Genomic DNA, 14,018 nt, shown 5'->3' with positions numbered 1-14,018 from the left:
CGGAAAGATAAGTTTATTGATTTGTCATTTTACTTAACTTGGTGTTATAAAGTAGTTTCCCATGTTTATCAGACAATATACCTAATGAATATAGCAGAGCTTCTTGAGCAAATAGCAGAGAAAGGATGGTGTGTATGGGATGACTTCCTCACACCAGAAGCTGTTCAACAACTACGAACTTGTTTTGGAGACAATGCGCAACAAGCTCGTATTGGGCGTCATGAAAATCGACAGGCAGAAATCGCGATACGTAGTGATAAAATTAGTTGGCTAGAGCCAGAAATGGGAACTCCCGTTCAGCATTATTTAATGCAAATGGAGTCCATTCAACGTGCTGTAAATCGTGAGTTTTTTCTTGGACTTTTTGAATATGAAGCGCATTTTGCTTGTTATGAAAAAGGCGCTTTTTATAAAAAACATCTGGATGCATTTAAAGAGAATGTTACTCGACGCTTAACAACAGTATTGTATCTTAATGAAGATTGGAAAAAAGAAGATGGTGGTGAGTTAGTTATTTATGATTTGGAAGATAATGAACTTGCAACAGTGGCCCCGAAAGGTGGACGTTTGGTCGTTTTCCTTTCAGAACAATTCCCTCATGAAGTACTTCCTACTTATAAAGAGAGAATAAGTATTGCAGGGTGGTTTCGTGTGAATGGTGTAAGAGATAATTTTCTTGATATAGCCAGCTAACAAATGCAATAAAATGCTGTTGTCATAAAGTTGTTTTAATACGTTATTATAAAACTACTTTAGAAGATAAGTAGCATGGGATTAGGCGCGATTCTTATATTAAGTAAAAGACTTAATAATAAGAGCGCGCTTTTTCTGTTTTAAGTGATTAAAGATAGTAAGATTAATATTAACAATAAAAGAGAAATGACGAAAAAAGTTGATTTTCTTACCATTAAAAGCACAATAACGCGAAACTTTTTAGGATAAAAATACAATGAATGAATTTTCAATAGTTTGCCGACTTTTAGGCACATTATTTCAGCGTGATCCCAAAGATCCTATTTTATCACCAATTATTAAAATGATTGGTGAAGGGAAACTGAGCCAGTTATGGCCATTAGAGCAAGATGAGTTATTTAATACATTAAAAAATAGCGTCAAAGATTTGGCTATTGTTGAAGCTGATTATCAATCTCTTTTTGGTGGTGAAGCGCCAGCGGTGTCTGTTTATGCCCATGATTATGACGAGATCAAAGAAGACGATATTCGTCAATTCTTAGTCACAAGGGGTATGCCTGTTACTGATAATGCAACAGACAGTTTTGGTGCTTTATTACTTGCAGCTTCATGGCTTGAAGATAACTCTGCAGAAGATGAAGTATTAGCACAAATACAATTATTTGATGAATATCTACTACCTTGGGCTGGAACCTTTTTAGGTAAGGTTGAAGCTTATGCAACAAGTGGCTTTTATCGTACACTAGCGGGTATTGCACGTGGCGCATTGTCTGCATTACGGGAAGAGCTCTCTGATGATGAAGAGAGTGATGAGTCAGAAGAGACAGAAGCAGAGTAATATAACTATTTCTTTGTAATAGTATTTTATTATTCATAAAAAAGGCAAACCATTAGGTTTGCCTTTCTCATTAATGACGATAAATATTTTTAATCAACTCACGTAACTATTAGAGTTGGATCACGAATTTACCTGGTTTAACTTCAATGCCTTTAGCGAGTTTAAACGCGGCAGCTTCAGCACTGTTTTTTTCCGGATTAAGAACATAAACAGGATGGTTATCAAAGTAAGTCATGATTGTTGTATCTAAATAGGGTTTTAGTGCGACAACCACAGCATCCATTTTTTCTGGAGAGACTTTGTAGCTATCAATAGTCATTGATTTTATATAGATCGCCCCTTTATCAGCTTGATAAGAAGGCTGGCCTGATAGCGTAAGTTCAACTTTAGCGCTTGTCTTGCCAAAGAATGAATTAATTATCAGGTCGGTTGTACCAGAAAGACTAATTTTACCCGGCTCAGTACGCCCAATTTGAATAGAAAGATTACTCAATTTAATATCAGCGGATACAACGTCATTTTCACCAATATGTTTCTGGAGATTTATTTTTTGACTGATGTAGTCATTAATCAAGTTTTCACTCACATCAAATTGCTTGAGCTGATCACACCCTGTGACTAAGCTTGTTAATACTAATATCGCTGTTAGAAAAATGGCTTTCATAAACACTCCTTGATCATTGATAACTAAGAGTTTACCCGATCTTCAGGGAGTAAGCATGGCGGTTTCTATTTTTTTACGATTAAATTGACGATGTAATGCATAAAGTGTTATCAAACCTACGGTTCCTAGTAAGAACCAAGGCAATTCAGGCATATCAAATTGATTACCTAAATCATACATCCATCCACCACCGGTATATCCAATGGCACCACCAAACGCTAAGCCTAATCGGCTAAAGCCCATATAACTACCTCGAGCTCGAGGATCGGCAAGTGATGCACTTAATGTTTCGCGTGCAGGTTCTGCTGTAATAGTACCAAGATAAAATAGACCAATAATCAAGAAGATACTTTGTAATGAATGGATCATACCAACAGGGAACATGCTAATGCTCATTAAAAATAAGCCAGCCATTAAACGCTGTTCTAATTTGAAACGTTTCTCACTCCAGCGAGCAATAGGATAAAGCAATGTTAAAGAAAGCAGGGCTTCAATAGCATACATCCATTTTACTGCTGTTGGCGTACCCGCAATATCATTAACGATAATAGGAAACATCAACATGACTTGAACGGATAATACAAAATAACCTGTCAGCGTTAAGACATAACTGACAAAACGCTTATCAAGAAATACGCGTTTTAACCCTTCTTTAATTGGTGTTCGGGTTGTGGATATACGGTAAGCGGGTAATAACCAAGCATTAAATAAGGCTGCGATAACAAAAACACCCGCACCGACCCAGCAGACTAAATGAAAATCATACTGTAATAACCAGCTACCGATGAGTGCACCAATAACGGCACCAGCGCTATCTTGCATTAATAATAAAGAGTAAAAACGGCCGCGCTCATAAGGACGGGTTAATTTGATAACGAGTGCTGTGCGAGGTGGATCAAATAAAGTCCCTCCTAATGCAGATAAAATGCAAGATAACCAAAGTATCCAAGGTTGATCTGCCATTGCCATTAAAGCAAAACCTAAAGCGCGTAATAACATGCCTGTTATTATCATTGGTTTTGCACCAAAACGGTCTGCAATCGCGCCACCAAAAATGCCGAGGCCTTGTTGTACTAATTGTCTAAGCCCTAATGCAAAGCCGACAATAACACCAGCCCAACCTAATTGTTCGACGAAACGAATAGAAATTAGCGGAAAAACGACGAAAAAACCTAAGACAACTAACATATTGTCAATTAGGAGGAAGTATTTACCCAAAGTACGGGCTTGTGTTACCAGCGCCATTACTCACCATCAATAAGCAAATAATTTAATAAAATAAGGGGGGAATGAAATAATTTATTTCTTCGACTATTCTGTCTCTAAATGTGCATAATTCCTAGTAAATTAAAGATGATATTTTTTTATTAAGGTTAGTGGCAGAATAAGAAGAGTTGCTTCAGAATTAGACTTATTTATATCAAAGGATAATGAGATCGTAATGTTTGGTTATCGTGGCGGAATTCCTAAAATTCGTTTTGAAACACAAAGAATGGTAATTCGTTTAGCATATGAACGAGATGCTGAAAGATTGGCTGATTATTATACATTAAATCGTCGCTTTTTAATTCCATGGGAACCGGTAAGAGATAAAACACATTATTTATCCTCTGGTTGGGATCACCGTTTACAATATATGAACGAACTACACCGACAAGAAAGTGCTTTTCATTTTCTGCTATTAACACAAAAAGAAGATGAAATTATTGGTGTTGCTAATTACAGCAATGTTATGCGTGGCGCTTTTAATGCCTGTTTCTTGGGCTATTCAGTCGGTGAAAAATGGCAAGGACAGGGTTATATGTCGGAAGCTTTAACGGAAACACTTCGCTATATGCAACGGCAGCAAGGAATGCATCGTATTATGGCGAATTATATGCCTCATAATTTACGCAGCGGAAACCTATTAGCTAAGCATGGCTTTGAACGTGAAGGATACGCCAAAAACTATCTACAAATTAATCAAGAGTGGCGAGATCACGTACTAACTGCATTAACAACGCGAAGTTATTTTAAACGTTAATCTAGGTCACCATGGAAGAAAAGCACTGTTTATAATTATATTAAAAATGCCTTTATGTCAGTGCTTTTAGCCATTTTTTAACGGAGATAGTGATATTTAATGAGTCATCAAGTCGGTTTTCTTCAACATGTTTTTTTCAACATATAGTACCAATATTGAATATGGAAAATAGACTGTGTTAAGCGTGATGATTCTTCTTTTTCAATATAAAACCCACTCTTTTGATACAAATAAAGCGCACCTTCATGATGAATATCGACATAAAGTGATAAATACGCTTTTTTTAGAACCTCTTTACTATATTGGGTTATCCATTCAAGTATAGCGTAGGCAATACCATGCCCTTGATATGATGATAAAACGGCAATATGCACCAAATAAGCCTCATTTTTATTTGGCATATAATCAAATAAAGAAAAGAAAATATTTTGCTTAATATAATGAGTGATACCAAAACGCCAATAATCCAAGAAAGGTGTTTTAATAAAAGGATTTGAAATAAAGTCGTTTTCTTTTATCACTAAACAAAAAGTTGCAATTATCTTTCCATCATCAGTGACAACAAATTGTTGGCTATTTTTTTTACATGCTAATGAATTCCAAATAGCTTCTAGTTGCTGATGTTGGCTAGGATTAGTGCTATCAATATCAAAAGCGTTCAATTTAAAACGAAATGCTTGTGCAAATAATTGAATAATTTCAGGAATATCTGAAGGCGCTGTAACACGACACTGATAGTGTTCAATAAGTCATTGCATGATATCGTTACTCTGCAATAATAGGGTTAACTTTTTAGACTGTTTGGTCTAGTTATTTGTAGACTAATCAGTCTAATTTATTTTGTCCAGAGATTTTTAATGTTATGAACAAGACGGTGACTGAAAAACAAAAAGCGAAAATGAAGCATATTATTGATGCTGCAATACGTTGCTTTGCTATAAAAGGGTTTCACTCCACATCAACAGCAGAAATTTGTCATGAAGCAGGTATGAGTCCAGGGAATGTATTTCATTACTTTCCGAATAAAAATTCGATTATTGAGGCAATTGCATTAGAGGATACACAACTGTTTGACGATATCTTTGGTCGCTATGGAGCTGAAGAAGAGTGTATTCAAGCAATCATTGATTTAATGAAGGAAATTATAGCGCTCTATAATCATCCCGAATATGCACGTATTCGTATTGAAATTTTTGCTGAAGCATCGCGTAATGCGAGCATTCACGAGATTTTTATTGAAAATGAAAGAAACAACAAACAGCGTTTGATTGCGATGCTGAAAAACGGTATTAAAAAAGGACAGATAGACTCAACACTTGAGCCAGAGAAAATGGCAACATGGCTGTTAGTTATTGCAGATGGTTCTATGGGAAGAAATATTATCGATCCTGAATTTAATGAGGGTGAGGATCACGTTATGTTGGAAGTGATGTTGAGAAAACTGCTTACAAAGCCATAAATAGCTATTTTTTAATCGCTTTGGTTAGCTGAGGATAAGCAGAGTCAGCATATTCCTAGCTAATTGAAGATTGATTTTTCGATGTTAGAGACGGAGTATAGTCCCTTTCTTTTTATTCCATTCAACAAAAATTAGAATGACTTTATGAATTTACTTAAATCACTTGCTGCAGTGAGTTCTATGACCTTATTTTCACGGGTACTAGGATTTATTCGTGATGCAATTATTGCGCGTATTTTTGGCGCAGGTATGGCAACAGATGCCTTTTTTGTTGCTTTTAAATTACCAAACTTATTACGTCGTATTTTTGCTGAAGGGGCATTTTCTCAAGCGTTTGTTCCGATCTTGGCAGAATATAAAAATCAGCAAGGTGAGGAAGCAACGCGTACCTTTATTGCTTATGTTTCGGGCATGCTGACGCTTATTTTAGCTGTGGTCACTGTGATTGGTATTATTGCTGCACCTTGGGTGATTTATGTTACAGCTCCGGGCTTTAGTAGTTCACCTGATAAATTTCAATTAACAACCGATCTATTACGGATCACCTTTCCTTATATCTTTCTTATTTCATTAGCTTCATTGACGGGCTCTATTTTAAATACTTGGAATCGTTTTTCAGTCCCCGCCTTTGCACCGACGTTACTCAATGTCAGCATGATCTTTTTCGCTTTAGTGGTCGCACCTTATTGTAATCCTCCTATTATGGCATTGGCATGGGCGGTTGTTGCTGGGGGAATATTACAACTTGGTTATCAATTACCACATTTGAAAAAAATCGGTATGCTTGTTTTACCGCGTGTTTCATTTAGAAATAGCGGTGTTTGGCGTGTAATGAAACTGATGGGACCTGCTATTTTAGGCGTTTCTGTTAGCCAGATATCGTTAATTATCAATACTATTTTTGCTTCCTTCTTAGTTTCTGGTTCGGTTTCTTGGATGTATTATGCAGACCGTTTGATGGAATTACCGACAGGGGTACTCGGTGTTGCATTAGGTACAATCTTACTTCCTTCATTATCTAAAAGTTTTGCCAGTGGCAATACTGAAGAATATAGAAAATTAATGGATTGGGGATTAAGACTGTGCTTCTTATTAGCACTGCCTTGTACTATTGGTTTAGCGGTATTATCTGGGCCTTTAACGGCATCTTTGTTTCAGTATGGTAATTTTAATGCTCATGATGCATTGATGACACAACAAGCGTTAATCGCTTACTGTGTTGGGTTAATGGGACTGATTATCATCAAAATCTTAGCACCGGGTTTTTATTCTCGTCAGGATATTAAAACACCAGTAAAAATTGCGATTGCTACATTGATCCTCACACAATTAATGAACCTGGCGTTTGTTGGCAGTTTAAAACATGTGGGTCTTGCGCTCTCAATCGGTATTGCTGCTTGTTTTAATGCTTCTATGTTGTTTTGGCAGATCCGTAAGAAAGATATCTATCAACCTTTAGCGGGTTGGCCTGTGTTCTTATTAAAACTTGTTATTGCGCTTGCTGTAATGGGGGCTGTATTAGTTGGAATGTTGTGGATCATGCCAAGTTGGGATATCGGCAATATGCTAATGCGTATCTTACGTTTGTTGTTAGTGGTCGTCGCTGGTGCAGGCAGTTATTTTGTTGCGCTGTATGCGCTAGGGTTTAGACCTCGTCATTTCTCACTACGTGCTTTGTAACTGATAACACAAACCCCTCGCTTTTGTATAAAAGCGAGGGGTTGTAAAATTAACAATGTTTTTATCCAATGTTATTCTCCTCATTTAGCGCCTTATTTAGAACCTTCCTCTATTTTTAGACTATTTATAATGCCACATTGATCACACTTCTAGCATTTAGTTACATGGGTTTGACGATCCTTAAAAAGAGAAAAAGTGAGAAAAAAGCAAAAATCTTTTTTCTTTCTCTTTTTTTTTATTAAATTTTTTTTCCATTTTTTAAATGATTTATACAGTTTTTCGGCATTGGAAGGTGTTTTTTAATTGATATTGATAAAATTATCTAAACATTAATCATATCGAATAGCTTTAGACAATTTGTTTATTCGCAGTGGGATTCTACATAAAGTAAAAAAATAGACACTATATTCTAAGCACTTACGGTTTGACGAATTATCTTTTTTTAGATAAACTCTCTTGTGTTGTATAGGTTTAAAATTTGACACATCTGTTAAATATTTCTTACTTAATGATGAGATATTACAAATATTTCAAAATATTGCAGTGTATTTTAAAATATTTAATTTTTTTGATTTAAGACATATTATTATTTCTTTATTCAGGTAGATTAACCGTGACTGTAAAGTTATTTGCTTGTTATCGTTCAGTACTACTGAAAGTGATCATATCTATTTTGTCTGCGCTTCAAATAGGTAACACGATTGCTGGGGATAAGCAGTAAACAATAAGTCGTGTGAATAATGAAATTAATGCTAAATCTATTATTAATAGATAATTAGATTACTGAGAATTCAGTATGGTACACTAATTATTGCTTTCATTTTTTCGCCATTGTTTTCTGTTTTTCCCTCTCTTTTCTATTCCTTCCCAATATTTCTGTTTTTTTTCATTAATAGCTCAATAACTCAAATATTTCTCCATTTATTCGTTATACTCAAAACAGTTATAAATCATTAGATATTCTAGTTTAGAGACTACTAAATAATCATTTTGTGATTTTTGGTAACAATAAAAATAAGAGAGTCAGGAGCTACTATGAAAAAAGCAATTATCATTTCTGTATCATTAGCGACATTATTTCTTGCAGGTTGTACGGCTGATGGAAAACTTAATACCTCAAGACTCACTCCAGTTAACTGTATTGGTGTATTCGATAAAACTAATGAGAAGCTTGCTTTCACGGCTAAAGACGTCAATGACCGCTTATACAGTCCTAGTAAGCCAATAGATAGTGTCGATGGTTGGATTGAGGCAAAAGATATTAGAGGGCTATTGTGTCAGGATGTTATAACTGCTAACGAAGATTAATGATTAAGTCGCATTGGAAATTTGCTTGCATCATTATTGTTTGAAGTATTTTTTAGCTATATTGAATTAAAATTCAATACATAATAAAAAACCGATGGTTAATATACCATCGGTTTTTTTATCACTGCTATTTGAAAACAGAGGTGAATTACATTCTATCTACTGTTTCGATACCTAAAGTATCTAAACCTTGTTTTAAGGTTCTCGCGGTTAAACGAGCCAGTTTTAGACGACTTTGGCGAGTGTTTTCATCTTCAGCAGATAAAATAGGGCAGTTTTCATAAAAGCCAGAGAAGGCTTGTGCCAGATCGTAAAGATAAGCACACATAACGTGAGGCGTTCCTTCACGAGAAACCTGCATAATCGTCTCATCAAATTGGACTAAACGTAATGCAAGCTGTCTTTCATGAGATTGTGTCAGTGCGATAGGTTGCGTTAATGCATTTTCATCAATTTCTGCACGTTTGAAGATTGAAGCAACACGAGTATAAGCATATTGCATATAAGGTGCAGTGTTACCTTCGAAACTTAACATCAGATCCCAATCAAAGATGTAATCGGTTGTACGATTCTTAGATAAATCAGCATATTTAACAGCACCAATACCTACGACGCGAGCAACGTTATTTAATTCGTCTTTATCCATATCTGGATTTTTTTCAGCGATTAATGTACGGGCTCTTTCTTGAGCTTCATCGAGTAAGTCGGTTAAACGAATAGTGCCGCCAGAACGGGTTTTAAACGGACGACCATCTTTACCTAACATCATACCGAACATATGGTGTTCAAGTGACATTGAATCAGGGATGTAGCCAGCTTTACGGACAATCGTCCAAGCTTGCATTAAATGCTGGTGCTGACGAGAGTCGATATAATAAAGTACACGATCAGCATGTAATGTTTCGTGACGGTATTTTGCACAAGCAATATCTGTCGTTGTATATAGGTAGCCACCGTCTTTTTTCTGAACGATAACACCCATAGGTTCGCCTTCCTTGTTTTTATATTCATCAAGGAAAACAACCGTTGCACCTTCACTTTCTACTGCAAGGCCTTTTGCTTTTAAATCGGCAACAATACCTGCTAACATTGGGTTATAAAGACTCTCACCCATAATGTCATCTTCGGTTAATGTGACGTTAAGACGTTGATAAGTGACTTGGTTTTGTTGCATGGTGATATCAACTAATTTACGCCACATTGTGCGGCAGTATTCATCACCACTTTGTAATTTCACAACGTAGTTGCGGGCACGCTCTGCGAATACTTCATCTTCATCATAGTGTTTTTTCGCTTCACGATAGAACTCTTCGAGATCAGATAATGCCATATCAGCGGCATTTTCATTCTGTTTTTTCTCTAAATACGCAATCAACATACCAAATTGCGTCCCCCAATCACCGAGGTGATTAGCACGAATAACATTATGACCTAAGAAAGATAAAGTGCGCGCACTTGCATCACCGATAATGGTTGAGCGTAAGTGGCCAACGTGCATCTGTTTTGCAACGTTTGGAGATGAATAGTCGATAACAATAGTTTGAGGTTCAACGGGGGTTACGTTTAGATGTTCATCTGCTAATGCGTCTTCAGCTTGCTTTGCAACCCATTGTGGAGATAAAAAGATATTGATAAAACCCGGACCTGCGATTTCAACTTTATCTGCAACATCCGTAATATCGAGCTTTTCTAGGATCTTTTCTGCGAGTTGTCGGGGTGGGATCCCCATTTTTTTTGCAGCTCCCATGACACCATTTGCCTGATAGTCACCAAATTGTACTTTGGCTGACTGACGGACAAGAGGTTCGCTATCAGCGGGTGCGCCAGCAGCACACATTGCCACACTGATTTTTTCTGAAAGAAAAGCCTGAATATTCACCGGGTTACCTTAAATTATTGAGAAAATAAAACCTGACGACAAAAGTCTGACAGGTTTCTTATAAAGAATTAGGATTAACCTTGAATTTATAACATATTCCGGCTAGAACATGCTACCATCTCGGCCTTATCTTTAAGATTTTTTCTCTGTTTTCTCATTAAGGTTATTCAAAATGGTGTTATTTTCTTCAGTTTCTCAATTAAATGATTTAACTCACGAGATTTCTTTGTTTGAAGAAAATATGGCGCTATTTGCTGATAGTTTGGGGATAGATTTATCCGCCTATGTGACTGACCATGTATCGTTACGTTGTCACGATTTAGCGTTAGCGGAGCAGTGGCGAACAGGATTAAGCCTGTGTGGAAAGTGTATTTCTGATAATGTGATTAATGGGCGCCCAATATATCTATTTCAATTAGAAACGCCATTAACTATTTTAAATCAATCCGTTTCGATTGTTGAATTACCTTTTCCTACGAATAAAAAATATGAATACCAAGGGTGGGAGCATATTGAGCAAGTGATCTCCATTGAACCCGCTTTTCTCGTGAATAAAGTCATGTCTTTTTTGCCCCAAACGTTACCTGAGAGTGTTAGCTTAAAAATCAGCGAACCTAAAGGCGATAAAGAACGTTTACCTAATCCAACAGTGGCTATTTCTAATGGAACAGTCACAGTGAAATATCATCCTTATTCGTTACTTGAAATTGTTGAAAGTGAGTGTTGAGCGACACTTTCAGAAAATAGTTTGCTTGTGTCAGCACAAAATTCTGATAGTGGAATTGAATGAATAACGAGATTCGACAACTATTGTTAGTAATCGCTAAGAAATGATATTTATTTTCTGATTACTTTCTTTATTAAGGATGGAGAGGGATGATATGGCTACATTGGAGATTTGTTGTTTTGGCGCTGAATGTGCGTTGGTAGCAGAACGAGCAGGCGCAGACAGAATAGAGCTGTGCACGAGTCCGGCAGAAGGTGGTATTACACCAAGCTTTGGAATGCTACGACAAGTCAGAGATCTGGTTCGTATTCCCGTTCATCCTATCATTCGCCCGCGTGGTGGTGATTTTTGTTATACACAAGCTGATTTTTCAGCAATGAAAAATGATATTAGTTTGATCCGCGATATGGGGTTTTCAGGGGCAGTTGTTGGTCTTTTAAATGAAGAAGGGCACATTGATTTGCCTAAAATGGAAATTTTAATGGAGCTTGCTGGCCCATTAGCCATTACTTTTCATCGTGCTTTTGATATGTGTATTAATCCATTATTAGCGCTAGAACAACTGACTCAGCTAGGTGTGGCTCGTATTTTAACGTCAGGACAGCAGGCGAATGCAGAATTAGGTTTGCCATTATTACGAACGCTAAATGAAAAAACACAAGGCCCTATTATTATGGCGGGCGCGGGTGTAAGACTCAGTAATATCCAAAAATTCCTAGAGGCAGGATTAAAAGAAATACACAGTTCAGCAGGAAAAGTGGCACCTTCAACTATGATTTATCGTAAAGCGGGTGTAACGATGAGCTCTGATAGTGAGGTCGATGAATTTACGCATTACTGTGTGGATGAAGATACTGTTGAAGCAATGAAAGATATTATGAGTATTCATACGCCATTAGCCTCTTGATTGATAAGGATTAACTATTTTAGAACTGCGCCTTTTACGGCGCAGTGTTTTATATAATATTGCCTAATAACAGCGTATGTGTAATACCACAGTGTTCAACAAAGGCTTCATCATGCGAAACCAGTAACAATGTGCCTTGATATTCAACGAGTAGATTTTCCAATAGTTGTTTGGATTCGATATCAAGGTGATTATCTGGCTCATCAAGTAATAATACTGCAGGTGGTCTTGGGCTATGTGTTAAAGCCAATAACGTTGCTTTTAATTGCTCGCCACCACTTAGTTTTTCAAGCGGTAGTAAAGATTTATCACCTCTAATTCTCAACATCCCAAGACGTGTTCGCCATTGCTCGATAGAAATCGCGGGTTGATATTGGTGCAGTGCTTGTGCAACTGGCAATGTTTTATCAAGTAAAGCAAGATGTTGATCAAGATAACAATAATCTTTGTTGAGACGAAACTCACCAGAAAGCGGCGCAAATTGTTCGATCAAACATTTTAGTAATGTTGATTTTCCACATCCGTTTTTACCTTTAATATGCCAATGCTCGTTGCCGTAAGCTGAAAATGAAATAGGGTGCGGATAACCATATGGAAGCTGAAGATTATTAACAAATACATTTAAACGATGACCATCACTCTGATAATTTAATACCATTTTCTGCTGATGAACATGTGCTTTTTCCGCATCGACGCCCTGTTTTTGAGATTGCATATCATCAATTACGCGCTGATGTCGTTTTGCTACGGCTGATTGGCGTTGTTCTGCTCTATTTTTTTGCATATCCAGTAAAAGTAGGCATTGAGAGCCACTTTGCCTGATTGATTCGCCTTGTCGTTTTCGTTGTGCTGCTTTTTGTAATGTCGCTTGTTGCTGGCGTTTCTCATTTTTAATTTGGCTGTTTAGTCGATCACTTGCGGCTTCCAACGACGCTATTTCTGCACTTTTTTGTGTCTCATATAACGTATAATTTCCACCATATTCAGATAAACCTTTCTCAGTTAATTCAAGAATGGTATCTGTATACGAGAGCAAGTTTCGATTGTGGCTAACAATAAGAGACCCCGCTTTATGCTGAGCTAATTGTTTTATTAGCCATTGTTGTCCTTGATAATCAAGATGGTTATCGGGCTCATCTAAGAGCAGAAAACACTCTTCGCATAAAAAAGCGCGACAAAGTGCTAAGCGTGTTTGTTCTCCACCACTTAGATGCACAATAGAGGTATCTAATGCGATAGGAAGTTGTGCTGAATCTAATAAATTCTGCCACATGACAGGAAGTTGCCATTTTCCATCGAGTAACTCAATATCTTCTAAGGTGGCAATACCAGCATCAACGCGTTGGAATGCTTGATAAATGTCATAAACATCTAACGCTTGAGCAAGTGTATCGCCTTGTAATCGTGTTAATTGATCAACGTGAACAAAAGGCATATTCCAGTTAACTTGACCTGAAGTGGGTAATATTTTTTGTGCTAATAATCTTAATAGTACGGATTTCCCTTTACCGTTGTGGCCAATTAATGCATTTTGCTGGCAAGCCAGTGAGCGAGTTAATGGCGAAAAAAGAGCTTCTTGATTAAATTCGATATTAAGTTGTGAGAAGTGACAGGCTATTGTCATAGTAAGACCTCCTAAGCGAAATAGGTGGCAGACTGCCGAGATCTTTTTTAGATGCGACGAAATAAATTATTGTCTGCCAGTAACAGAAAATAAATACCGAAAAGGTATTTGAGAAATTTTCTGGCAGAATTTAGTTCATCGTAGGGAAGTGCCTTCTTAAAGGATAAATAGAAAAGGGTTTGAATTGGCTATTATAGCGGAAAACAAACCCTAATC

At 36.9% G+C, this 14,018-nt stretch carries 13 protein-coding genes; 8 read left to right on the top strand and 5 right to left on the bottom strand.

What is annotated here, in order from left to right; all coding sequences use genetic code 11:
• Nucleotides 1-84: 84 nt before the first annotated feature.
• Nucleotides 85-693 carry a 2OG-Fe(II) oxygenase gene (locus tag B6258_RS12270; protein ID WP_099075490.1) on the top strand — a complete coding sequence of 203 codons (609 nt, stop codon included), beginning with the start codon at nucleotides 85-87 and terminating at the stop codon, nucleotides 691-693.
• Between the two features lie 256 nt (nucleotides 694-949).
• On the top strand, nucleotides 950-1,531 hold the full coding sequence (locus tag B6258_RS12265; protein ID WP_099075489.1) for a TorD/DmsD family molecular chaperone: 582 nt from the start codon (nucleotides 950-952) through the stop codon (nucleotides 1,529-1,531).
• 109 nt (nucleotides 1,532-1,640) lie between these two features.
• Here the strand turns inward: B6258_RS12265 and B6258_RS12260 are convergent, their stop codons facing one another.
• Together B6258_RS12260 and mdtH are read right to left on the bottom strand one after the other, a co-directional pair.
• Nucleotides 1,641-2,195, bottom strand: a complete 555-nt coding sequence (locus B6258_RS12260) for a lipoprotein (protein WP_099075488.1) — start codon at nucleotides 2,193-2,195, stop codon at nucleotides 1,641-1,643.
• A gap of 42 nt (nucleotides 2,196-2,237) precedes the next feature.
• Nucleotides 2,238-3,440 carry a multidrug efflux MFS transporter MdtH gene (gene mdtH / locus B6258_RS12255; RefSeq protein WP_099075487.1) on the bottom strand — a complete coding sequence of 401 codons (1,203 nt, stop codon included), beginning with the start codon at nucleotides 3,438-3,440 and terminating at the stop codon, nucleotides 2,238-2,240.
• Nucleotides 3,441-3,636: 196 nt separating this feature from the next.
• Between mdtH and rimJ the strand changes: the two genes are divergently transcribed.
• Nucleotides 3,637-4,218, top strand: a complete 582-nt coding sequence (gene rimJ, locus B6258_RS12250) for a ribosomal protein S5-alanine N-acetyltransferase (protein ID WP_099075486.1) — start codon at nucleotides 3,637-3,639, stop codon at nucleotides 4,216-4,218.
• Nucleotides 4,219-4,340: 122 nt separating this feature from the next.
• On the opposite strand, the gene B6258_RS12245 is transcribed toward rimJ, so the two are convergent.
• A complete protein-coding gene (locus B6258_RS12245) occupies nucleotides 4,341-4,880 on the bottom strand; it encodes a GNAT family N-acetyltransferase (RefSeq protein ID WP_164996167.1) in 540 nt (179 codons plus the stop codon).
• A 200-nt stretch (nucleotides 4,881-5,080) separates the two neighbouring features.
• Here B6258_RS12245 and B6258_RS12240 point away from each other — a divergent pair, with 200 nt between their 5' ends.
• From B6258_RS12240 to B6258_RS12230, 3 genes are all read left to right on the top strand, one after another.
• Nucleotides 5,081-5,677: a TetR/AcrR family transcriptional regulator gene (locus B6258_RS12240; RefSeq protein WP_099075484.1), complete on the top strand. Its 597-nt coding sequence runs from the start codon at nucleotides 5,081-5,083 to the stop codon at nucleotides 5,675-5,677.
• A gap of 144 nt (nucleotides 5,678-5,821) precedes the next feature.
• Nucleotides 5,822-7,357: a murein biosynthesis integral membrane protein MurJ gene (murJ, locus tag B6258_RS12235; RefSeq protein WP_099075483.1), complete on the top strand. Its 1,536-nt coding sequence runs from the start codon at nucleotides 5,822-5,824 to the stop codon at nucleotides 7,355-7,357.
• Nucleotides 7,358-8,392: 1,035 nt separating this feature from the next.
• Complete coding sequence (locus B6258_RS12230) at nucleotides 8,393-8,665, top strand: hypothetical protein (protein ID WP_099075482.1); 273 nt, start codon at nucleotides 8,393-8,395, stop codon at nucleotides 8,663-8,665.
• 148 nt (nucleotides 8,666-8,813) lie between these two features.
• Here the strand turns inward: B6258_RS12230 and argS are convergent, their stop codons facing one another.
• The gene (gene argS, locus B6258_RS12225; protein ID WP_099075481.1) at nucleotides 8,814-10,544 is read right to left on the bottom strand and encodes an arginine--tRNA ligase; all 1,731 of its coding nucleotides are present in this window, start codon (nucleotides 10,542-10,544) and stop codon (nucleotides 8,814-8,816) included.
• Between the two features lie 172 nt (nucleotides 10,545-10,716).
• On the opposite strand from argS, the gene B6258_RS12220 reads away from it, so the two are divergent.
• Nucleotides 10,717-11,271 (top strand): VOC family protein, encoded by a 555-nt coding sequence (locus B6258_RS12220; RefSeq protein WP_099075480.1) that lies wholly within the window; start codon nucleotides 10,717-10,719, stop codon nucleotides 11,269-11,271.
• 154 nt (nucleotides 11,272-11,425) lie between these two features.
• Nucleotides 11,426-12,178: a copper homeostasis protein CutC gene (gene cutC, locus B6258_RS12215; RefSeq protein ID WP_099075479.1), complete on the top strand. Its 753-nt coding sequence runs from the start codon at nucleotides 11,426-11,428 to the stop codon at nucleotides 12,176-12,178.
• Between the two features lie 49 nt (nucleotides 12,179-12,227).
• On the opposite strand, the gene B6258_RS12210 is transcribed toward cutC, so the two are convergent.
• A complete protein-coding gene (locus B6258_RS12210) occupies nucleotides 12,228-13,802 on the bottom strand; it encodes an ATP-binding cassette domain-containing protein (protein ID WP_099075478.1) in 1,575 nt (524 codons plus the stop codon).
• Nucleotides 13,803-14,018: the final 216 nt, after the last annotated feature.

The organism is Proteus alimentorum (genome assembly GCF_002607735.1).
In the GTDB taxonomy this organism is placed as follows: domain Bacteria; phylum Pseudomonadota; class Gammaproteobacteria; order Enterobacterales; family Enterobacteriaceae; genus Proteus; species Proteus alimentorum.
This window is presented reverse-complemented; position numbering and strand designations above follow the sequence as displayed.